We start from the raw sequence: 21,133 nt of genomic DNA on the forward strand, positions 1-21,133 counted from the left end.
TTTGCCTGACCCCGAACCGGAAGGCGTAGAGGTGCAGGTGGCCGGGGAGTGCATATTTTGAACAGGAGTTTGACACCGGTCACAGGCGTGCTATTGCCCTCGGGAAGGTGGGGGAATAGGATGTGCCCGTGCTTCGCAATGAACACAAAACAACAAAAAGCATCTGAATACCGCTTTGGGGAGCCTCGCGCTCCCTTTTGTTTTTCTGCCCTCTTCCAGTCCATATCCCGTCCGACATCAAGGTAATCCCGCCCCCCTTGGTTATGCTGTAGCCAGTTCCCTTGGCAAAACGGCTAGGGCCCCTCACCTGCAACCGGGTGACGCTGTCATGGCCGTTTCTCATGTCCCACCGATGCACCGGAGAGTCCTTCATGATCATTCATCCCCAGATCCAGGGTTGTGTTGCCCGCAATTGCCACCCCATGGGTTGTCGCGCCGCCGTGCTGCAACAGATCGAACAGGTGCGGGCGGCGGGGCCGTTCAACGGGCCGAAACGGGTGCTGGTGCTGGGGGCATCGTCCGGTTTCGGGCTGGCGTCCCGGATCGCGCTCACCTTCGGCGCCGGGGCAGATACCCTGGGCGTCTCGTTCGAGCGGGGTCCCTCCGACAAGGGGCTCGGCAGTGCAGGCTGGTACAACAACATCTGGTTTCGTCAGGCGGCGGAGCAAGCCGGTCGCATCGCCGTCAACCTGATCGGAGATGCCTTCTCCGACACCATGCGCCAGCAGGCCATCGACGTCATCCGCCAGCAGCTCGGGCAGGTGGATCTGGTGGTCTATTCACTGGCGAGCGGAGTCAGGGTGATGCCGGATGGCACACAGGTACGCTCGGTGCTCAAGACCACAGGCCAGCCGCTGCAAGGCTGGGGGCTGGATCTGGAGCACGATGCGCTGGTGCAGCAGTCGCTGGTGCCAGCCACCCCTGAGGAGATCCGCGACACCGTCACCGTGATGGGGGGCGAGGACTGGCAGCGCTGGATGCAGGCATTGCAGCAGGCGGATTGCCTGGCCCCCGGCGCCCGGACCGTTGCCTACTCCTATATCGGCCCCGAGTCCACCTATCCTCTCTATCGGGACGGCACCATCGGCTATGCCAAGGAGCACCTGCACGCCACCGCCGAGACCATCAACCTGCAACTTGCCGGGATTGGCGGTCATGCCTGGGTGTCGGTCTGCAAGGCGCTGGTGACCAAGGCGAGCGTGTTTATTCCGGTGCTGCCTGTCTATCTGGGCCTGTTGATGGGGGTGATGAAGGAGCGTGGTGTCCACGAGGGCTGCATCGAGCAGATGCAGCGGCTGTTTGCCGACAAGATGTACGGGCCCAGAGGAGTCGTCGCCGATGGCAACCGGCTGATCCGGATGGATGACCACGAGCTTGAGCCAGCGGTGCAGGCCGCCGTCTCGGCACTCTGGCCCAAGGTGACGCCGGAGAACTTCCGCACCCTGGGGGATTTTGCCGGGTTGCGCCAGGAATTCATGCAGCTCAACGGCTTCGAGCTGCCGGGGGTGGATTACGGTGCGCCGGTGAACGTGGCGTCACTCACTGAGCTGACGCCCTGACACCCGCACGAGGGGGCATCAGGCGACGTTGCAGGCCAGTTCAGGGGAAAGGTGGGGAGACTGGGCCAGCACGGTCTGGTTGCGCCCCTGGCGCTTCGCCTGATACATGGCCATGTCGGCCCGATGGATGAGCTGGCTCAGGCTGTCATCCTGCGTCGAGCGTTCCGCCACTCCGATGCTGATGGTCATGTGGGGGGCGGCCAGGTAGGCGATCCGGCTTCTCAGCTGCTCCGCCAGCCGCCAGCAGGTGGCCCCGTCCTGGGTCATGGCCACCAGAAATTCTTCCCCGCCCCAGCGCCCGATCAATTGCTGGTCCGGCGCCCAGCTCTTGAGTTCCCTGGCCAACTGCCGGATAGCCTGATCCCCCGCCTGGTGACCATGCTTGTCGTTGATCTGCTTGAAGTGATCGATGTCGATGATGAGCAGGGTCAGGGGCGTTTCGTGCAGCCACTGTTGACCCAGTCTCTCCAGCAGGGCGCGACGGTTGGGCAGCCCGGTCAGCTGATCGAAGGTGGCGAGCTTGTAGAGGTGGCGCGAGCTGCGGTGGAGCCTGCGGGTGGTGAGCCCGAGCAGGATCAGGGCGACGGCCAGCAGCACCAGCAGCAGCAATTGGTAGTAGCGGGCACTCTGCTGGTAGAGCAGTTGCTGGCGCTTGCTCTCGTTCTCCTGCTGCAACGCGCGATTGCTGGCCTCGCTGCGAGCCAGATCCATCTCGACCTGGAAGGCGGCCGCGTGCTGGCTCAGGGTCTGGTTGAAGTGCTGCTTGTAGTACTGCATGTAGCGGGTCATGGCCCCGTAGGCCTCGGGGTAGCGGCCCAGATCGGCCAGTAACCTGGCCTGCATCGCCCGACCATCCATGGAGAGAGGGGCGGTGTGCTCCATCAGCAGTTGCAGGGCCAGCTGCTTCTCGCCACGACCCAGCAGGGTTCTTGCCCGGATCTCGGTCAGACGGGAGGCTGCCTGCGGGCTATCCAGCCTGTCATAGATGGCTTGTGCCTCCTCCAGGCTGCGCCAGGCGGCGTGCCAGTCCGCCCGTGCGTTGAACACCATGGCCTGGTAGCCGAGGACGATGGCACGATAGTGGGGTGACAGGCTCGGCGTGGCCAGCAGGGTATCGAGCAACTGGCTGGCTCTGGCAGGCTGGCCCATGTCGATGTAGAGCCTGGCCATGTTGGCCCGGATGATGGCCTGGCTGTTGGGTTCGTTGAGCTGCACCATCTGGCCGAGGGCATCCTGATAATAGGTCTCGGCCTCACGGTAGAGATTGAGGTCCGCATAGAGGTTGCCGAGGGTCATCAGCAGACGGCCGCACTGCAAGGTGGAGAGGATGGAACCCGGCTCTTTCTGCTTGAGGTGATAGGCGGTCTTGAGCTCGAGGATCGCCTCTTTCATCTGCTGGGTACGGTAGAGGGCGAGCCCGTTGAGGGCATGCCACTCCGAGACCTGCCTGGGGTGATGCCGGACCGCCGGCCAGAGCTGGGTGAGCAGCTCGAGCGCCTGATCCGGCGTATCGGCATCCAGGGTCAGGGCAATCTGCTGCAACCGGAAGTCGAGCAGGCGAAGGGTCTCCTGCTGGGCATTGGCCAGACCGCGGGCGCGGGCATTGTCGCGCTGTGCCTGGGGATAGCGGCCTAGGGCTGCCTGGGCCAGGGACCTGGCGTAGAACAGTTCCATATCCTGCTGGGGACTGGCGTCGAGGCGCTGCAGATAGCCGACGGGATCGCGCGCCGCCTGCAATTCAGCCTCTTTCAGCAAGGAGGGAGCTGCCTGCAACTGGGTCATCCAGAGCAGCGCCAGTGCCATTATGAATCTCATTGAATCCTTTCCCCGACCAATGGCGCCATCATAATGGCTGATGTCATCTACACCATGTTTCTTTGCTTCTCTATAACCGTATGGGGGAGAGGATGAGGTGAAAAGTCGTCGCAACTGCGGGGTGCGTCGGTTGTCTCTGGTTGCGTCAGGATGCAACAGTGGCGACAATCGTGGGCAAATCACAGTGGAGAATCATCATGTTGGCCAAAGCCATGATCGAGAAGTTGAACGAGCAGATTAATCTTGAATTCTATTCCTCCAACCTCTACCTGCAGATGAGCGCCTGGTGCGAGGACAAGGGCTTCGAGGGGGCCGCCACCTTCCTGCGTCAGCATGCGGTCGAGGAGCGCCAGCACATGGAGCGCCTGTTCACCTACGTGAGCGAGACCGGCGCCATGCCGGTGCTGGGGGCCATCGAAGCGCCTCCCCATGAATTCAAGTCCCTGGGTGACATCTTCCGCACCACCCTGGAGCACGAGTATCACATCACCAAGTGCATCAACGGTCTGGCCCACGTCGCCTTCACCACCCAGGATTACTCCACCTTCAACTTCCTGCAGTGGTACGTGGCCGAGCAGCACGAAGAGGAGAAGCTGTTCAAGAGCATCGTCGACCGTCTGAGCCTGGTGGGCGAGGATGGCAAGGGCCTCTATTTCATCGACAAGGAGCTGGCCGAGCTGGCCAAGGGCGCCCCGGCCAGCATCATGGACGGCAACACCTGATAGTCGTGGACACTTAGTGTTCAGTCAGTACAATGACGGCCCCTTGTAAAGGGGCCGTTTTCTATTTGCAGGTGTCCTTGTACCGCTGTGCTGGTGTCTGCCGGGTACAATCACGGTCCTTTAAGGTAAAGGGGCCGTTTTTCTTTTGATGGGTGAGTGACGATGAAACAGGTGGATGTGGTGGTGATCGGTGCCGGGGCGGCCGGATTGATGTGTGCGGCCCAGGCTGGCTACCGGGGTCGCTCCGTGCTGGTGCTCGACAACGCCAAGAAGCCGGGCCGCAAGATCCTCATCAGCGGCGGCGGTCGCTGCAACTTCACCAATCATCAGGCGGGTCCCCATGCCTTCCTTTCGGCCAACCCCCACTTCTGCAAATCGGCGCTGGCGCGCTATACCCAGCAGGATTTCATCGATCTGGTGGACAGGCACGGCCTGAACTACCACGAGAAGACCCTGGGCCAGCTCTTCTGCGACGACAGCGCCAAGGATATCGTCGACATCCTGCTGACCGAGTGCGACTGGGCTGGCGTGACCCTGCAGTTCCAGACCGAGATCCTCACCGTCAGCAAGACAGATGAAGGCTTCGTGCTCGACACCAGCAAGGGGGAAATCGCCTGCTCGTCGCTGGTGGTCGCCACCGGCGGCCTCTCCATGCCGAAACTCGGTGCTACTCCTTACGGCTTCAAGCTGGCGGAGCAGTTCGGCCTCACCGTGTTGCCGACTCGCGCCGGGCTGGTGCCCTTTACCCTGCATCAGGCCGACAAGGAGGCCTTCGCCGATCTGGCGGGGGTCAGCCTGCCGGTGGCAGTGACCGCCGAGGACGGCACCCGCTTCAAGGAGGCCATGCTGTTCACCCATCGCGGCCTCTCCGGCCCCGCCATCCTGCAGATCTCCTCTTTCTGGCTGGCGGGGGAGAAGATCCACATCAACCTGCTGCCGGATCTCGACATTCCAGAGACCCTCAAGACCTGGGCCCAGGCCCATCCTGCCCAGGAGCTGAAAACCGTGCTGGGGCGCGAGCTGCCCAAGCGTTTCGTCGACAAGCTGGTGGAGCTGGGATGGCTGGTGAGCAAGCCGATGCGCCAGTACAACGAACGGGAGCTGGAGGCGGTGGCCACCCTGCTGGGGGATTGGCAGATCCTGCCCAACGGCACCGAAGGGTATCGCACCGCCGAAGTGACCCTGGGGGGAGTGGATACCAACGCGCTCTCCTCCAAGACCATGGAGGCGCGCACCGTGCCCGGCCTCTACTTCATCGGCGAAGTAGTGGACGTGACCGGCTGGCTCGGTGGTTACAACTTCCAGTGGGCCTGGTCGTCGGGCTGGGTGGCAGGCCAGTACTGCTGAGGGATGCCGCGGCGGCCCCGTCAGCGGCCTCTCGGGTGACAACTTCCAGTGGGCCCGGTCGTCGGGCTGGGGTCCTGACAAAGAGGCTCGGCGGATGAGTCCGAGCGGATCGGGCCGTGTCAGGCGGCCCGAGTGATGGAACCAGACGCGGCCTGCTCAGGCCGCGTTTTTTATGGTCGGTCGACTCGTCCGTCGACGCTGGCGGCCGCTTGGCCTCTAGCCTCTCCTGATATTGGGCAGGAAGGCGGTCAGCAGGCCGATAAGGGGCAGATAGGCGCAGACCTGATAGACGGTTTCGATGCTGGTGGCATCGGCCAATTTGCCCAGCAGGGCGGCCCCTATCCCTCCCATGCCGAAGGCGAAGCCGAAGAAGAGGCCGGAAATGGTGCCGACCTTGCCGGGTACCAGATCCTGGGCGTAGACCAGGATGGCGGAGAAGGCCGACGCCAGGATGAGGCCGATGACGATCGACAGCACCGAGGTCCAGAACAGGTCGACGTGGGGCAGCAGCAGGGTGAAGGGAGCGACGCCGAGGATGGAGATCCAGATCACCCGCTTGCGACCGATGCGATCGCCGAGCGGCCCGCCGAGCACTGTCCCCGCCGCGACGGCAAACAGGAAGGCGAACAGATAGAGCTGGGCGCTCTCCAGCGACAGGTGGAACTTGTCCATCAGGTAGAAGGTGTAATAGCTGCTCAGGCTGGCCATGTAGAAGAACTTGGAGAACATCAGCAGACCGAGGATGGCCAGTGACCAGCCAATCTGGCGGCGGCTCAGGCCGGTGCCGGCATGGGCCCTCATCCGCCGATGGGAGCTGGCGGCATGGTGGCTGGACCAGCGGCCGACGAAGCTGAGCACGATGACCCCGATGAGTGCGAACAACGAGAACCAGGCCGCACTGCCCTGTCCCTTCGGCACTATGATGAGCGCCGCGAGCAGGGGGCCGATGGCCGATCCCAGATTGCCGCCGATCTGGAACAGAGACTGGGCCAGACCGGGCTGGTTGCCGGCCGCCATGCGGGCGACCCGGGAGGATTCCGGGTGGAAGACGGAGGAGCCCATGCCGATCAGCATGGCCGACAACAGCACGGCGCCAAAGCTGCCTGCCTGCGACAGGTAGAGCAGCCCCACCAGCGTGAAGCCCATGCCCAGAGGCAGGGAGTAGGGCATGGGTCTGCGGTCGGTATAGAGGCCGATCAGGGGTTGCAGCAGCGAGGCCGTGAACTGGTAGGTGAGGGTGATGAGACCTATCTGGGTGAACGACAGATCGAGCCCCAGCTTCAGGAGGGGATAGATGGCCAGCAGTACCGACTGCATCATGTCGTTCAACAGGTGCGAGAAGCTGATGGCGGCGATCACCGGATAAGCGGTGGTAGTCGGGTTGTCCACCGCGGGCGGGGCGGTGATCGGGGTGTCGGTACTCAAGGTCTTGTCCATGGCTGGGGTATCACTCCCTCTACCATGCCCTATCCCGGCGCATCTGGACATAACCAAAGTGGGCGAACGCCCGGATTGCGTTCGCGTGGCGCGCAGGCCGTTCATGCTGACGGCGTGTGGATGGCAGGTCAGATCTTGTGCTTGGCGCGGGGCGGATTAGTATAGAAGGCCTGCCGCCGTTATCCGGCCCATCACCTGCCATGGAGGGAACATGTTCGAAAGCCTGGGTGTCATCAACGTCTGGACCTATCTGGTCGGTCTCTTCTTCATCATCATTGCCCCGGGCCCAAACTCCCTCTACGTGCTGCGAACCGGTGCCGTGCGCGGCATAGGCCCGGGTTATCGCGCCGCCCTCGGCGTCTTCGTCGGCGATGCCATCCTCATTTTCTGCGCCTATCTGGGGATCGCGTCCCTCATTCGCACTACCCCATTGCTGTTTACTCTGGTGCGCTATCTGGGCGCCATCTACCTGCTTTATCTGGGGGTGAAGATCCTGCACGCGAACTTCATCGCCAAAAAGGCGGGACCGGCGTCCGAGATGGATCCCGGTGAGTGCTATTTTACCAAGGCCCTCACCCTGAGCCTCACCAATCCCAAGGCGATCCTGTTCTACGTCTCTTTCTTCGTGCAGTTCATCGACTTCAGCTATGCCCACACCTGGATCTCCTACCTGGTGCTGGCTGGCATGCTGGAAGCGATGAGCTTCGTCTACCTGACCCTGCTGATCTTCGGCGGTACCCTGATGGCCCGCTTTTTCCGTCAGCGCCAGACGGCGGCCCGTCTCGGCAACGGCCTTATCGGCCTCTTCTTCATGGGGTTTGCGGCCAGGCTGGCGACGCTCTCCTCCTGACCCAATCAATAAGCCTATTTCGTGAACATGATTGCTGTTAATAGATGGAGAGAGCCGGGCGTCCCCGGCTGTTCTGTCAATCAAACATATAAAGGGTGCCACTCTTAGACAATGCTAAAAACTGCCCAGCGGAAGGATATATCCCTGTAATATTTCTGAGTTTACTCTGGGAGCCATTTTCAATACTCATCTGGTCACCCCAAGCAATTACAGAACCATCAATTTTGAGTGCGGCGAATGAATTGAGCATAGGGATTACTGATACGATATCGTGTCGATACGTCTCGAGCTGTTCATTATTATATTCATCGCTATAACCACCCCAGGTGAACACATCACCGACGGTGTCAATGGCTGCAAAGCCACTGTAATTGCTAATTACAGACTTAATGTTGGCCAATGATTTCAGCGTTGTCTGAGATTGTTCATTGAGATTGCTATTGTAACAGTGAGCTTGAGATACTGAACCATCTGACATTTGTAGCATCATCATCCCCGTGCCCAAAGCTGTTGCCACAGTCAAACTACCCTTCGTATTAATAAGAGCTGATGCATCACTACAAGTGATATGGTCCTTACTGACAGATAAACCATAGTTATTACCACTGATAATATGGGAAACATTTTTTTCCTGGGATATCAGGTGTTGTGTATCATAAGGGTATTTGTATGCATTACCCTCTTTGTCTAGAATTGTGAATCCGTATATTCCTACAGCAACATCAATAACTTCAGTATTGTTAGTAGAAAAGCCACTACAAATATCATAGCTCCATGCTGATACTGACCCATCTCCATGCAATGCAACAACGCCATAACTATTGGGGTGCGTGATAACTCTTTTTATATTATTTAAGTTGGTCTGACATTGGAAAGGAGGTGTTTGCTCATTCCAGGTGACAACTGTTCCATTGCTACGAAGAGCAACGAAACCACTTTGCATCGCTTGTAAATCTATAATACCTGGGATGATCATTGAGGTATTCTGATCCCCTTTATTGAGAAGGACATTGCCGATGGAGGTCAGGGCTGCAAAGTCACCCGTAGAAGAGGATAATATCTTGACAACATCTTTGCCAATTACACCTGTATTTATGATGCTGTCATGCTCAATTTTAAATATATTATCATCACCCTCCCTTATAAAATAGGCTGGTGTGACATGATCTCCTGGGAAAACTCTATATACATTTTCCGCTATGATTTTTGGCTCTGAAATATCTGCATGAGAAGATGATATGAACAGCATGTTCACTAAAAACAACTTAATTTTTAAAGATATGTACTTCATTCCATAACTCCTATATCGAGAATAATTTATGTTGCAAATGCTTGTGATATTGCAATAATTAAAGTGTAACGATTTATCGCCCAGTTAAGTGATGTGTTATTTATTTTCAGCATTCTTTACCTAAAGGAATGAATCGTTGCTGATATATAATCATGTGCTGGTTTCCTGTCTTACCTATTTTTGAGTTTTGATAGCTTTCTCCCGGTAATAAATATTTACTTTCTGCCTCGTGATCTGGTTGTTCACAGCCTTTTTTGATCATGAACTCGAAATAGGTGTTGCCGGTATTGGTGATGGTGCTCTGTGCCGGGTCCAGCTGGTATGCAAAACGTGACTGACGCGGACGCACCACCAGGATGGACTGCAGGGCCAGTTTCACCTCGACGGTTCCCCGGTGCTGCGTCTGGCTGCCTTCATCCACCTGGGCTGCCGGTGACTCGGTGAAGGTGATGCGGTAGTAACGCTCATGGTCATCGGCGGGCCCCTTGTAGTAGAACTTGACGTTCTGGGCATGTCTGGCGTGCAGGGTGAAGCGCCTGGGGGCAAACAGCAGCTCACCGGGGACGGTGGGCAGTGTTCTGCCTCTGGCCGTGGGATCGCTGATTTTTTCCATCTGTATGTCGTACAGCTTGGGTGAAGCACTGTTGTTGGTCAGGGTTCTGGTAATGAACTCCTGCTCTGGCGCCATGGCAAGAGTCATGGCGCCGATGTCGAGGGCGGCGGCCTGTGAGGCCAGCAAGCCGCCCAGCAAGGGCCAAAGTAGACGATGCATGTTGTACTCCATGGTCAGCGCCAGGTCCCCTTGATGGTGATGGTGCCGCTTTGTTCCACCTCGCCTTCCCACATCTCGTCGCCCATGGTGCGCTGCACCATGGGATCGGTCAGGTCGAATTCCAGCGCCAGTTTGTAAAACCGGGTGATGCCCTGGCCGTTGACGGGATCATTCCACTCCTGCGGTGGTTGATTGTCCTGTATTCCGAGGGTACGAATATCCACCGGTGTGCGATCGCAGCGAATGGCGTGCCGTGAACCCGCGCCATGAGCCACCGAATCGAATACCAGCCTGGTAGGGATGGGGACGGCCTGTTCAGGAGCTGAGGAGCCTGCCGGATAGAAAGTGCAATATCCCCGATAGGGCGACCCTCTGTCCTGTGAAATAGAAATTTCCAGCATATCGGCACTGATGGGGCCGCTATCAGAGATATTGTATGAGAAGCTCAGAATATCATTCCCGACCTGCCCCTCCCTGTAAGGATTGCTGACGCCCTCCGAAGACAAGATGGATACGCTGAAGTCCCGCGGCTTTATCACGATTTCAGTGGTGCCACTGAATTCATAAAACCCACTTTCTGGTGCTTTGACATTTCGCATGTTGAAGTTAATCAAACTTCTTGTCAGTTGATCCTGAAGCCCGAGTCTGACCACCTGTTTGAAAAAATTACTGGAGAGAAACAGATAAATAGACGATTGCCCATTGAGATAGCCGATCTTGTAGTCAGCACCCTTGCTTGCCCAATTGGTGAGATTTGCGCTCATTTGCACATCTGCACTGGCAATGGCGCTGTTCAGGGCCGCATTTTTTATGTTTGTGTATACATAGGGATCGGAAAATGACTGGCTACCATCCTGACTGAAATCGTAGTCAAGAAAACGGCAGAGAATACCATCACGGGTACCCAGCCGATAATTCTCGCAGCCTTGTGAGCCGGGTAATACATAGGGGGCTCCATTGCTGTCCACGATCACTTCACTGATGGCATTGGTCTGTATAAAGCGCAGATGACCCGCTTTCTTGTGCTGTACCTTTCTCACATACCAGGTGCCGCTGCTTTGATCTATGCAACGCTCACCCGAGGCTGCATCATAGGCTCTGGTGGTCCTGCAGAGGTTCATTTCCCTGTTCAGGATGGCCCCAACCGGCATTGTACGCAGGTAATCAAAGAAGCTGGCGCTCAATTTTGCATGAGCATATCCAGTTGCCGCCTTCGTTAATCCAAAGAAACCTGTTTCATTGACGACGCTCGGCTTGTTGACCGCTTCTGCCGTTTGCGGGTCACATCCAGACCAGCTCTTTATGCAACGCTGATTGATATAAGGATACCGAATCGGGCCGTTTTCCCACATGTCGATATTGTCGTTGGTGACTGTGTAGTTATAGCCATTGTCTGCATATGCCAGGCTGACCTGTCTGGAGTCGGACGTCCAGGCATTGCCACCCGACAGGCGAGGGTCCAGATAATCGGTTGGGGTAATGAATAAATTGTTGTCCTCCTGATTTTCAATAAACAGCAAATGACGAAGATCGGCATCAGCCAGATTATATTTTGTGACAGCCGCACTGCCTTGCTGTGCCCAGCCGGCGCCAAGTGCAATGACCAGCAGCAATCTGTGTGTGATGTTCATGTTCAATACTCTCTCACCATGGCGTAGGTGGGCAGTCCTTGGCAGGTCACGATGCCGACCCAGGCCGCGCCCGTGTGTTGTGCAAGATCCAGGTCGGCTTCACAGAAGTCGCTTCCCCGGCGGAAAGTCAGCATGGGGTTGGCCTTGTCCACGTCCAGGGTGAACTCGCCGACCTCGTTGGTCACCGTGGTGCCGATGTGGTTGTCAATGCGGGCGTTAGCAAGCAGCGAGCCATCTTCTGCCCTGAGTACGCCAAACACGGTGACCATCTCCTTGATGCTGCTGGCGGCATCCAGAGTGGCGACGTTGCCGGGGAACAGGGTGTAGCGCTGCTTGCCGGTGTTGATGTCATAGCTGTCCTTGCCCGTCTTGCTGTTGAGCAGTTCCACCTCGTATTCCTGATAAGGCGAGAGCGCCAGGAAGGTCTGTTCCCCTTGCAGGGGGTAGTCCTGTCCATTCACCTTGGCGAGCATCTGTCCTTCCCGGTGGATGCCGGTATTGATGATGAGGCCTGAACCAGAGGTGCTCCGGCTGGATGCGATCACGTCGTTCTCCGTGGTTATCAGGGCACCCCGTGCAATCAGGTTGCCATTCACGTCGCCGCCATGACCGCGACCCAGCGTCATGGTGCCGCCGATGACCCTGTTCTCGAACCCCAGGGTGCCGGAAAGCGCCATATTGTGTGTGTCGCTGCCGTGCATCATGCGGGAGGCATTCAGCGCGGCCAGATTGATGGCTCCCTCCATGCGCTTCTGATAGTTGAGGTTGGCCGTGGTCTGGCCCTGCTCGTTGCTGCTCATGCCGAAGCTGAACAGATTGTCGAACGGGATGGAGTAGTCCAGGGTGATGCTCTTGTTGCTGAATCCATTGAGTGTGCCACTGTCGCTCTGCAGGCTGGCGCGCATGGAGAGGTTGCCGTATCGGCCCGCATAGAGGTGCTGGTAGTAATCCGCATAACTGCGATCGCTGTTCATCTGACGGTCGTGCGTGGTGTTGAAGGTCAGCTGGCCCATGCCGCTGGCCCAGCCACCCAGATTGATCGTGATGCCGGCAGAGTAGAGCTCGGTTGCACTCACTCCCAGGGCATCGCCTGCATACAGTTTTTCCTGGCTGACCCACAGGGAGGCATTGTCATGGGCTTGCAAGGAAAGGCTGGACGCCAGCCGCCAGGAGTGATCGGTGGACAGCATGCTTTGTAACTGGGTGCCGAGGCGATCCGTGACCTGCCAGCTTGCGCGTGCCTCGCCGACGGCCGCATCCCTGAAAGCATAGGTGGTCGTCGCCAGATCAAGGGTATCCAGCGAGCGTGCCAGCGACAGACCGAGCAGGGGGGAATCGCCGCTGTGCTGGCTGTTCTCCATCATGCCTCCCCACCATTGCCATCCCCACTCCCGGGTAAAGCCCTGATTGCCGCCCAGCTTGGTGACTCGCTGGGTGGTCGTGCTGGTCAGGCGGCCGTCGACATAGACTTCGACCGTGACGTTGTAGACCCCGTTGGGGAACGCGGAGGTGTCGATGTGCTGGTTGCCGATCGCCAGGTTTTGCAGGCCTATCAGGCGTTCATCCCGATAGACCCTGGCCTCGCCGTTGGCGGGCATGAAGACTTGCACCGGAGTGGTCGATTCGTTGGTGGTCTGTTTTCGAGATTGCGCCTGGTTGCCATAGGATGCGCCGTAGAGGCGACCCGTGGTCAGGCCCGTCACCACCCCCAGGGTCTGCAGGTCCCATGTCGAGACCATGCCTGCTGCGATGCGGCGATCATCGAGATCCCGTTCGTACATGGCGCGGTAGATGTCGCCGCTCTGCTCCGGCTCACCCAGGTTGTAAAGGGATGCATCCACGGCGACATGGTGCGCGCCCAGCCCTACGGTACTCTCCAGCTGCAGGAAATTGGAGTCCTGGTGCCCGCTCTGGGGGGTATTGATGAAGGAGTAACCCAGGTTGTAGCGCTGTACGCCCGTCAGGGTGTCCACCGTCGGGGTCAGTGCGACACGGTTGTCAGATTGCCTCGCCTGGCCAAAGGCATCCCGTGACACCCGGATGGTGAGCAGCATGGCGACGAGGTCCAGCTGCATGCTGGCATCGGCATCGATCTGCAAGGCGCCATCGGCAGAAAAGGTGCGTCTTTGCTTGCTGGAGAGCAGAGTGGTAAGGGCATCGTTCAGCACGCCTTGCTGCTGGCCGGCACTGAAATCAAGGTGCAACAAGTGCAGCTTGCCGTCTTGCAGCAGCAGGGTGGCATTGCCGATGGTGTCGTCGGTCAGGGTGTCGATCCTGTTGTCCTCATCCGTGTATCGCAGGCGTACCGGTACCGCCAGCCCCTCTTCCAGCGCCTTGGCAAAACTGGCAGGAATGATGACGTTGGCAATTTTGAGAGGGGCAGCAGTGCTGGCCGAGGCTGACATCGCAATCAGCCAGGAGAGCGGCAACAGCCAGGCTTTTTTCAACATATCGAGCACCATGGTTCCGGGTGTGGAGATCGAGAGCCGTCACCCTGCAAGAGGGTGGGGCGGCACCGTGATAGGGGGTTACTTGATGACGACGAATTCCTGACCCAGCCAGAGTCCCAGGTGGCTCTTTGGATCACGCATATTGACCTGCTTGAACCGGCGTTGCTTGCCCGGCAGGTCGTAGTAGGTTTCCTTGCACAGCTCCTCGCCTTTCAGGCAGGGGCCATACGCTACCGTGCGATAGGAGGCATTGCCCTGGTTGGTGAGCGTGTCGTCCTTCAGGTCATAGGCGAACCGGTGCTGGCGTGGTGTTACCACCAGAATGGTGCCTATCTGTGCTGACGTGGTGGCAACAGCCTGACGGCGTTCGTTGCGCTGATCGTCGACGGAGAGCGCCGTGTCCAGCCAGCGGATGCGGTAGTAACGCTCCTTGTCATCCTGCGGACCCTTGTAAAAGAACCTGACGTTGTTTTTGGCATTGGCGGGCAGCATCAGCCGACTGGGTGACAACATCAGCTCGCCGCTGACTTCCATGGGGATCTCCTGCCCTCCCTCTTCCGGTGAGGTGATGCGTGTCACGCTGATCGTGACCAATCTGGCCTGGTCACTGCCATTTTCAATCTGTTTGGCGACCTCCTGGCTGCCTGCATCAATGAAGGTGGTGACGGCGCCGACATTGATCGCCTGGCTGATACCGGGAATGAGCAGCAGCCATATCGCTGCAATTTTCAGGTTCATGATGTGCCCCTAAGAGAACAAAGGGCCCCGCAGGGCCCTCAATGGTAAGCGGTGGATGAGTTAGCTCCAGTTCGCTACGAACTCGACGTTGACTTCACCGCTCCACAGGCCGTCCGGCAGGGCGTCAAAGGTGGTGGGGGTGCCGCTGGCAGTGGCACTTTCAATGTTGAAAGTGAAGGAACCCTGCGCTGTGACGCGTTCGGCATCGTTCTTGAAGCCGTTGGCAAGAGGAGAAAGATTCCCCCCCGTGATGCCGGCAGCGGTGTCGATCAGGGTGGTGTAGGCGGTTGTGCTGACCGGTGCGCCGCCCCACAGCACGCCCACATCGACGGTGGAGTCGCCACCCAGGTGATTCAGGGTGCCGTTCAGCTTCTTCGCCTTCAGGGTGAAGTCGGTCGCGCTGGCATCACCCTTGATGGCGACATCGAACAGGCCGTTGACGGTGTTGAACCCCTTGATCCCTTCGGCATATTGGAAGGAGAGGCTGGAGAGCGGGGTGACCACCAGCTCGGAAGTGGTGTCTTTCTTGGCAGTGGCCTGCCAGGTCGCGACGGCAGACGCTTCTACGGCGGCTTGAGCGGTGGCGGCAAAGCCCAGGGTAGCCACGGACAGAGCAATCAGAGTCTTCTTCATTACGATATTTCCTACATATCTTCTGGATGGTATTGACCACCCGGTTGGTTCATTGCCCGTCAGGGGCATGCCTTGCCACGTTGGCGACGATTCGACCAGTCGTGGCAGCCGGACCTGGAATATGTTTCTCCTCGGACCAGCTTGTTTTTTCGTCGACTAAGATAACGATCGGATCTGTTTTGATCGACCGAATGGTGCGTAGGAAAAATCTCAAAGGATGATGGGGCGCAAACTTTATAAAATAATTGATTTCCCTTTCCTTTCAGTGGGTTGTTGTGTCTCATGTATTTGATTTATATGTTTTTTAGGTCTTTTATTGCGGGAGGAAGAGCACAGGGAAAACCGGGAAGGAGGGGACATCAACGAGGGAGGGGACCCGGCCACCACCAGGCTCCATACGAGGCAAATAAAATGCAATATATTGATAAATATATAAAAAATAAATGAAGCTATAATGGTGATTAACTTGAGAATGCCATTTTTATATTTATTTAACATATTGAAAACAAGATCAAGCTGTATGGTGTCGTTGCTTGATTTGTAGTTAATATGCTCGTCGGACAGGGCTGAATAACGGATCTATATATGGCGAAGGTATTGATAGTTGATGATGGCGTTGTTGATCAAATCCGTCGCTGGATGGCCGTTCCCCAACCCGTTGATACCACTCAATTCACTGGCTGGCGAACAGGCATACCAAGCCCTATCAGCTTGTTCATCACCTTCACGCCAGCCAGGATTTCGCCCACCTGGGCGTTGTAGTTCCGCAGGCTCAGCGTTGGCCCGATGAGTTGCTTGAACCGGTACATGGCGGTCTCGGCTATCGAGCGCTGGTGATAGCCGGAGTCTTTCTTCCATTGCTTCAGTTCACCGGCCTTGAGCGCCGTCACCGCCTCGTTGCGGGGATGGCCTTCCTCCCACGGTGCCGCATTTTTTCTCGGCGGTATGGTGGCTTTCGCCCCCTTCTTCTTCAGTAGCGCATGACAGGCCTTGGTGTCATACGCACCATCGGCGCTGACCTGTTTTATCTTGCGTCGTAAGGGGTTGAGCAACGTCGGTAACACCTCGTTATCCGCCACCGTCTCCAGGCTGACTTCGGCAGCGATGACCGCATGGGTTGTGGCATCCACCGCCAAGTGGAGCTTGCGCCACACTCGTCGCTTCTCCTTGCCGTGTTTGCGAATTTTCCATTCGCCTTCGCCATAGACCTTGAGGCCGGTGGCATCAATGACCAAGTGAGCCACCGGGCCTTGGCTGGGGAGGCGGTACTTGATGTCGACGGTCTTGGCGCGCTTGCTGATACAGCTATAGTCCGGCGACTGCAAAGGCACCGCCATCAGTTGGAACAACGAGTTAATGAAGCCTTCTAGCGCCCGCAGCGGCAACTTGAACAAGCCTTTTAGCATCAGGGCCGTCTCAATGGCGGTGTCACTGTAGTGGAAACCTCTCCCTCGGCGGCCATGGTGGACCAGGCAATGCCACTGCTTAATGGCTTGTTCGTCCATCCAGATGGTCAACGAACCGCGTTGCACCAAGGCTTGGTTGTACTGCTGCCAGTTGCTGATCTTGTGCTTGGACTTGCCCATCTGATGCTCTCGGAGACTGCGCTACAGGATCAGATCACCGAGATGACAGATAGTTCCCCGATTTGAGCAACAAGGCCGTTGATGATCATCCAGCAATAAGAATGGCCGTGAACATGTTGTTGAAACAGGAAGAACATCATGTGTTAGGCGAGGTTGATAATGGTGTTGATGCTATCGCCATGGCCAGGAACACCCATCCAGATATTGTCATTCTTGATATTGGAATACCTCAGCTTGATGGCATCGAAGTGATAAAGAGAATCAAGATGCTGGATATTGGCGCCAAGATTCTGGTGCTGTCTGCACAGTCCACCCACCATATTATGGTGCGGTGCCTGCAAGCTGGTGCCGAGGGGTTCTTGTCCAAGCTGGATGATTTGTATTTGCTGAAGGATGCGATCGCAAAAATAGAGAAGCGGCAACTCTATTACCCCCGTGACGTCATCGCCGGCGCCAGGCATGCCCATACGGTCGATCGGGAAGATCTGCTGTCGACCCTCTCTTCCCGCGAGATGAGCGTGCTGCTGCAGATTTGTCAGGGTCATGCCAACAAGCAGATTGCCCAAAGCATGCTGTTGAGCGAGAAAACCGTCAGTACCTACAAGACCCGGTTGATGAAGAAACTCAACATCACCAACATCGTTGATCTGATCAGTCTGGCCAGACGGCAGAAACTGCTGTGAACAGGGCGAAATTGCTGTTGCTTCTGCTGGCGCTGGTCTGGGTGTGGCCGCTGGCGGCCCAGGAACCGGAAGAGCCCCTGCTGCAAGTCTATTCGCGGGATGGCGGGGAATACCTCGATGCCAGCCCCTTGCCGCTGCATGGGGAGGAGTGGCGCTGGTTGCAGGAGCGCGAGCGGCTGATCCTGGGGGTGCCCAGACCTGACAACCCGCCTATGGACATCACCCTGAGGGCGAATGCTTATGAAGGGGTGACGGCCGACATCGTCGGCATGTTGACCCATCTGCTGCACATCGAGATCCTGGTGAAGGGATATCCCTCCAGGGCGGCTGCCATTGAAGCGCTCCAGCGGGGGGAGATCGATCTGCTGAGTACCTCCAATTCCTATGAGCGGGAACAGCATCTTCTGCTGACTGACAAATATATTGCTGACGACCCAGCCATCTATAAAAACATTCAGGTCAAAGAGCGAGAAATAAGAACAATAGCCGTGCCGGAGTATTATTTGCCGTTCATGGACATCATGCGCTATCTGTCGGACTACAAAATTAAAATATACCCGTCCCGCTATAGTGCATTGTCCGCGGTGGCATATGGTCAGGTTGATGCCGTCATGGTGGACATGATCTCCGGCAATTTCATCGTCAACAAGTTCTATCAGAGCAGCATTCAATTATTGAAGCCGCTCTATATCGATACCGCCGGTTTTGCCTTTGCCCTCAATCCCAAGGAGCGGCGACTCAAGAGGATCATGGATATCGCGCTGGGGGAGATCCTCGAGGGCAAGCGGGCGGAAGTGGCCAAGCGCTGGAATGGGGGGGGCCTCTCCATCGGTGCCAGCAGAATCGACCTGAGCCGCGAGCAATGGGAATGGCTGAGCAAACGGGAGAAGATCCGGATTGCGGTGAACAGCGGCATCCCGCCCCTCAGTTTCTATGACGTCACCGGTACCATGCACGGCGTGGTCGCCGATCTGCTGCAGGTCATGCGAGCCAAGCTGGGGGTGGAGCTCGAGGTGGTGCCTGCCAAGACGCCGGAGCAGATGACCCAGTTGCTGGATAGCGGCCAGGTGGATGCGGGGGTGTTGAGCCCTTCTGCCGAGCGCAGGAACCGCTATCTGTTCAGCCGGGCCTTTGTCCTCGATCCCCTCTCCTATGTGGTGGGGCTGCGCCACCGGGAGGTCCCCCCTGGATCGCTGCTCAAGACCGGCACCGTGGCCATGGTCAGAGGCTTTATCTCGACCCAGGCCATCGAGGCGGAATACGGCAAGCTGACGTCGCGGCAGTTCGATACGATTGAAGATGCCATGCGCTGTGTGGCGATGGATGTGTGCGATGTGACCATACTGCCGCTGCGGGTGGCCAAGTACTACGTGAACAGCAAATTCCCCGACAGCCTGATCATTACGGGGGAGCTGTTCGATTCCATCCCCATCGGTGCCGCGTTGGCGGTCACCCCCGCGCATCCCGTACTGCGGGACATTCTGGACAAGGTGATTGCCATCATTCCGCCGGATGAGCTGGAAGGGCTCTCCAACCGCTGGCGGGTCAATGTCAAACAGGAGAGTGTCTCCTGGCAGGAGTTGATTCAGGAGTTCGGGGTCTTTATCGCCTTGATCCTGCTGCTGACCCTCTGGGTTGGCCTGTGGGGGCTGTCCCTGCGCAAGCAGATCCGCGAGCGGCGACTGGTGGAGGGGGCGCTGAGCACCCAGCTCAAGTTCATCGCCGATCTGGTGGACGGGACACCTCACCCCATCTATGCGCGGGATTTGAACGGGATCCTGGTACTGTGCAACAGCAGCTATGCCAGCTTCCTTGGCGAGTCCAAGGTCAGCCTGCTCGGCACGGGCCTGGACGACGCGCGAACGCGCTGGCCTTTTCTTGCTCCCCTGCACGGGGATCTGGTGCTTTCCTGTGACAGCCGCCGTGCCCAGGAGGGGGATCACCGTCTGGTCCTGCCGACGGGCGGGGTCGACGTCTATCACTGGGTTCAGCCTTACTACGATCTGGACGGCAATGTGCAGGGGGGCGTGGGAGGCTGGATCGACGTCAGCGAACGGGTACGCCTGCTCGATGAGCTGGCGGTGGCCAGCCAGGAGGCCCAGGAGGCAAACCGTGCCAAGAGCACCTTCCTCGCGACCATGAGCCACGAGATCCGTACCCCCATGAATGCCATCATCGGCTTGCTGGAACTGGCGCTCAAGCGGGGTCGGCTGCACGAGGAGGATCAGGCCTCCCTCGCCATTGCCCATGGCTCGGCCAGCGATCTGCTGAGCCTCATCGGCGACATCCTGGATATTTCCAAGATCGAGTCTGGCCGGTTCGAACTTGCCCCCGAACCCCATGACATCGTGACCCTGACAGCATCGGTCGTTACCGTCTTTACCGCGCTGGCGAGGCAGAAAAATCTGCGGCTGGATCTCGTCACGGGCAATCCTTCCTGGGTGCAGATCGATGGTCTTTGTTACAAGCAGATCGTCTCCAACCTGATCAGCAACGCCATCAAGTACACCGAGCGTGGGTCGGTCACGGTGACGCTGGCCTCCCGGGTCAGCGATGGCTGGTGTACCGTGCAGCTCACCATTCTGGATACCGGAATCGGCATTGATCAGGCCGAGCAGGCCAGGCTGTTCGAGCCCTTCAGCCAGGCCAGCCAACCCGAGAAAATCCAGCAGTCGGGTACTGGGCTGGGTCTGATGATCTCCCGCTCCCTGTGCGAGACGATGGGCGGCTCCCTGCAACTGGAGAGTGCGCCCGGGCAGGGGACCCGGGTCAGTATCGAGATCAAGCTGCCGGTGGCCGATGCCGTGGCGATGCCCGCCACGCCTGCACAGGAGCCGGCGGTGGAGCCGGTGCGGCGACTGAAGATCATGGTCGTGGACGATCATCCAGCCAACCGGTTGCTGGTCAGCCAGCAACTGGCTTATCTGGGTCATGACGCCACGGCCGTCGAGTCGGGAGAAGAGGCGCTGCGGCTGCTGATCGGAGCCAGGGTGGATGTCATCATGACCGACTTCAACATGCCCGGCATGAACGGCTTCGAGCTGGTTCGCCAATGCCGGGAGCTGGAGCGGCTGCACGGCTGGCGACGCACCGTGATCCTCGGGCTGACGGCCGATGCGCGGCAGGAGCAGATCAATGAAGGGCAGGCGGCAGGGATGGATGACTGTCTGTTCAAGCCCGTTGGACTGGAGGCGCTCGATCACTGCCTGCGTCGGCACATGCAGCGGGAAGAGCAGAGTGACATGGTCGTCTGCATGGAGGAGATCCGGCGGTATCTGGGGCCGCTGACCGCACACCAGTCGACCCTGATGGTGCCTCTGCTGGCCGAGTTCGTGCGGGCCAGTGACGACGATATCGCGGGATTGCAACGGGCCGCGGAGGAGGGGCATGTCGGCCAGTTCATCGACCGCATACATCGCCTGAAAGGGGGCGCCAGGATCATGGGCACTCTGAAACTGGTGGCGACCTGCAGCGAAATAGAATCCTGGGAGCTCGATCAGGCCAGGCTGCCCGAGGCGCTGGTCCGTTTGCAGCAAGAGTACGAGGTCGTTCGGCTGGCGGCGACCCAACTGCAGGTGATGGAAGGGGAGGAATGAAGGCATGGGAACATGCCTTCGGC

At 58.1% G+C, this 21,133-nt stretch carries 15 protein-coding genes; 6 read left to right on the plus strand and 9 right to left on the minus strand.

Translation table 11 applies throughout. From position 1 onward, the window contains the following. Positions 1 to 371 precede the first annotated feature (371 nt). Positions 372 to 1,559, plus strand: a complete 1,188-nt coding sequence (fabV, locus tag I6L32_RS07600; RefSeq protein ID WP_045522675.1) for an enoyl-ACP reductase FabV — start codon at positions 372 to 374, stop codon at positions 1,557 to 1,559. 18 nt (positions 1,560 to 1,577) lie between these two features. On the opposite strand, the gene I6L32_RS07605 is transcribed toward fabV, so the two are convergent. Continuing rightward, positions 1,578 to 3,362: a GGDEF domain-containing protein gene (locus I6L32_RS07605; protein WP_041214204.1), complete on the minus strand. Its 1,785-nt coding sequence runs from the start codon at positions 3,360 to 3,362 to the stop codon at positions 1,578 to 1,580. 209 nt (positions 3,363 to 3,571) lie between these two features. On the opposite strand from I6L32_RS07605, the gene ftnA reads away from it, so the two are divergent. Both ftnA and I6L32_RS07615 read left to right on the plus strand, forming a co-directional pair. Beyond that, positions 3,572 to 4,096, plus strand: coding sequence for a non-heme ferritin (gene ftnA, locus I6L32_RS07610; RefSeq protein WP_216944889.1), 525 nt, complete (start codon positions 3,572 to 3,574; stop codon positions 4,094 to 4,096). Between the two features lie 162 nt (positions 4,097 to 4,258). Continuing rightward, positions 4,259 to 5,443, plus strand: coding sequence for an NAD(P)/FAD-dependent oxidoreductase (locus I6L32_RS07615; protein WP_045522679.1), 1,185 nt, complete (start codon positions 4,259 to 4,261; stop codon positions 5,441 to 5,443). A 216-nt stretch (positions 5,444 to 5,659) separates the two neighbouring features. On the opposite strand, the gene I6L32_RS07620 is transcribed toward I6L32_RS07615, so the two are convergent. After that, a complete protein-coding gene (locus tag I6L32_RS07620; protein WP_216944890.1) occupies positions 5,660 to 6,880 on the minus strand; it encodes an MFS transporter in 1,221 nt (406 codons plus the stop codon). 211 nt (positions 6,881 to 7,091) lie between these two features. Here I6L32_RS07620 and leuE point away from each other — a divergent pair, with 211 nt between their 5' ends. Beyond that, on the plus strand, positions 7,092 to 7,730 hold the full coding sequence (leuE, locus tag I6L32_RS07625) for a leucine efflux protein LeuE (protein WP_216944891.1): 639 nt from the start codon (positions 7,092 to 7,094) through the stop codon (positions 7,728 to 7,730). Between the two features lie 76 nt (positions 7,731 to 7,806). Here the strand turns inward: leuE and I6L32_RS07630 are convergent, their stop codons facing one another. The 7 genes from I6L32_RS07630 to I6L32_RS07660 all read right to left on the minus strand — a co-directional run bounded on the left by I6L32_RS07630 (position 7,807) and on the right by I6L32_RS07660 (position 16,831). Beyond that, a complete protein-coding gene (locus I6L32_RS07630) occupies positions 7,807 to 9,021 on the minus strand; it encodes a hypothetical protein (protein ID WP_216944892.1) in 1,215 nt (404 codons plus the stop codon). A 106-nt stretch (positions 9,022 to 9,127) separates the two neighbouring features. After that, positions 9,128 to 9,793: a fimbria/pilus periplasmic chaperone gene (locus tag I6L32_RS07635; RefSeq protein WP_216944893.1), complete on the minus strand. Its 666-nt coding sequence runs from the start codon at positions 9,791 to 9,793 to the stop codon at positions 9,128 to 9,130. Between the two features lie 14 nt (positions 9,794 to 9,807). Beyond that, on the minus strand, positions 9,808 to 11,424 hold the full coding sequence (locus I6L32_RS07640) for a hypothetical protein (RefSeq protein WP_216944894.1): 1,617 nt from the start codon (positions 11,422 to 11,424) through the stop codon (positions 9,808 to 9,810). Between the two features lie 2 nt (positions 11,425 to 11,426). Beyond that, complete coding sequence (locus tag I6L32_RS07645) at positions 11,427 to 13,874, minus strand: fimbrial biogenesis outer membrane usher protein (protein ID WP_254203889.1); 2,448 nt, start codon at positions 13,872 to 13,874, stop codon at positions 11,427 to 11,429. Positions 13,875 to 13,952: 78 nt separating this feature from the next. Further along, a complete protein-coding gene (locus tag I6L32_RS07650) occupies positions 13,953 to 14,612 on the minus strand; it encodes a fimbria/pilus periplasmic chaperone (RefSeq protein WP_045522689.1) in 660 nt (219 codons plus the stop codon). A gap of 60 nt (positions 14,613 to 14,672) precedes the next feature. Continuing rightward, positions 14,673 to 15,245 carry a common pilus major fimbrillin subunit EcpA gene (locus I6L32_RS07655; protein WP_010672341.1) on the minus strand — a complete coding sequence of 191 codons (573 nt, stop codon included), beginning with the start codon at positions 15,243 to 15,245 and terminating at the stop codon, positions 14,673 to 14,675. Positions 15,246 to 15,913: 668 nt separating this feature from the next. Beyond that, positions 15,914 to 16,831 (minus strand): IS5 family transposase, encoded by a 918-nt coding sequence (locus I6L32_RS07660; RefSeq protein WP_103261393.1) that lies wholly within the window; start codon positions 16,829 to 16,831, stop codon positions 15,914 to 15,916. Between the two features lie 62 nt (positions 16,832 to 16,893). Between I6L32_RS07660 and I6L32_RS07665 the strand changes: the two genes are divergently transcribed. Continuing rightward, a complete protein-coding gene (locus tag I6L32_RS07665) occupies positions 16,894 to 17,514 on the plus strand; it encodes a response regulator transcription factor (RefSeq protein WP_254203890.1) in 621 nt (206 codons plus the stop codon). Next, the gene (locus I6L32_RS07670; protein WP_254203891.1) at positions 17,511 to 21,110 is read left to right on the plus strand and encodes a transporter substrate-binding domain-containing protein; all 3,600 of its coding nucleotides are present in this window, start codon (positions 17,511 to 17,513) and stop codon (positions 21,108 to 21,110) included. Before I6L32_RS07665 ends, I6L32_RS07670 begins: the two co-directional genes overlap by 4 nt. The last annotated feature ends 23 nt before the right edge of the window (positions 21,111 to 21,133 follow it).

Origin of the sequence: Aeromonas sp. FDAARGOS 1402 (assembly GCF_019046925.1) — a bacterium.
Lineage (GTDB): Bacteria > Pseudomonadota > Gammaproteobacteria > Enterobacterales > Aeromonadaceae > Aeromonas > Aeromonas caviae.

Bases quoted from the DNA above. Each gene is read 5' to 3' on its own strand.
- I6L32_RS07650 (WP_045522689.1), bottom strand. From the start codon at position 14,612: ATGAACCTGAAAATTGCAGCGATATGGCTGCTGCTCATTCCCGGTATC.
- I6L32_RS07605 (WP_041214204.1), bottom strand. From the start codon at position 3,362: ATGGCACTGGCGCTGCTCTGGATGACCCAGTTGCAGGCAGCTCCCTCC.
- I6L32_RS07635 (WP_216944893.1), bottom strand. From the start codon at position 9,793: ATGCATCGTCTACTTTGGCCCTTGCTGGGCGGCTTGCTGGCCTCACAG.
- I6L32_RS07640 (WP_216944894.1), bottom strand. From the start codon at position 11,424: ATGAACATCACACACAGATTGCTGCTGGTCATTGCACTTGGCGCCGGC.
- I6L32_RS07615 (WP_045522679.1), top strand. From the start codon at position 4,259: ATGAAACAGGTGGATGTGGTGGTGATCGGTGCCGGGGCGGCCGGATTG.
- ftnA (WP_216944889.1), top strand. From the start codon at position 3,572: ATGTTGGCCAAAGCCATGATCGAGAAGTTGAACGAGCAGATTAATCTT.
- leuE (WP_216944891.1), top strand. From the start codon at position 7,092: ATGTTCGAAAGCCTGGGTGTCATCAACGTCTGGACCTATCTGGTCGGT.
- I6L32_RS07630 (WP_216944892.1), bottom strand. From the start codon at position 9,021: ATGAAGTACATATCTTTAAAAATTAAGTTGTTTTTAGTGAACATGCTG.
- I6L32_RS07645 (WP_254203889.1), bottom strand. From the start codon at position 13,874: ATGTTGAAAAAAGCCTGGCTGTTGCCGCTCTCCTGGCTGATTGCGATG.
- I6L32_RS07660 (WP_103261393.1), bottom strand. From the start codon at position 16,831: ATGGGCAAGTCCAAGCACAAGATCAGCAACTGGCAGCAGTACAACCAA.
- I6L32_RS07655 (WP_010672341.1), bottom strand. From the start codon at position 15,245: ATGAAGAAGACTCTGATTGCTCTGTCCGTGGCTACCCTGGGCTTTGCC.
- I6L32_RS07620 (WP_216944890.1), bottom strand. From the start codon at position 6,880: ATGGACAAGACCTTGAGTACCGACACCCCGATCACCGCCCCGCCCGCG.
- fabV (WP_045522675.1), top strand. From the start codon at position 372: ATGATCATTCATCCCCAGATCCAGGGTTGTGTTGCCCGCAATTGCCAC.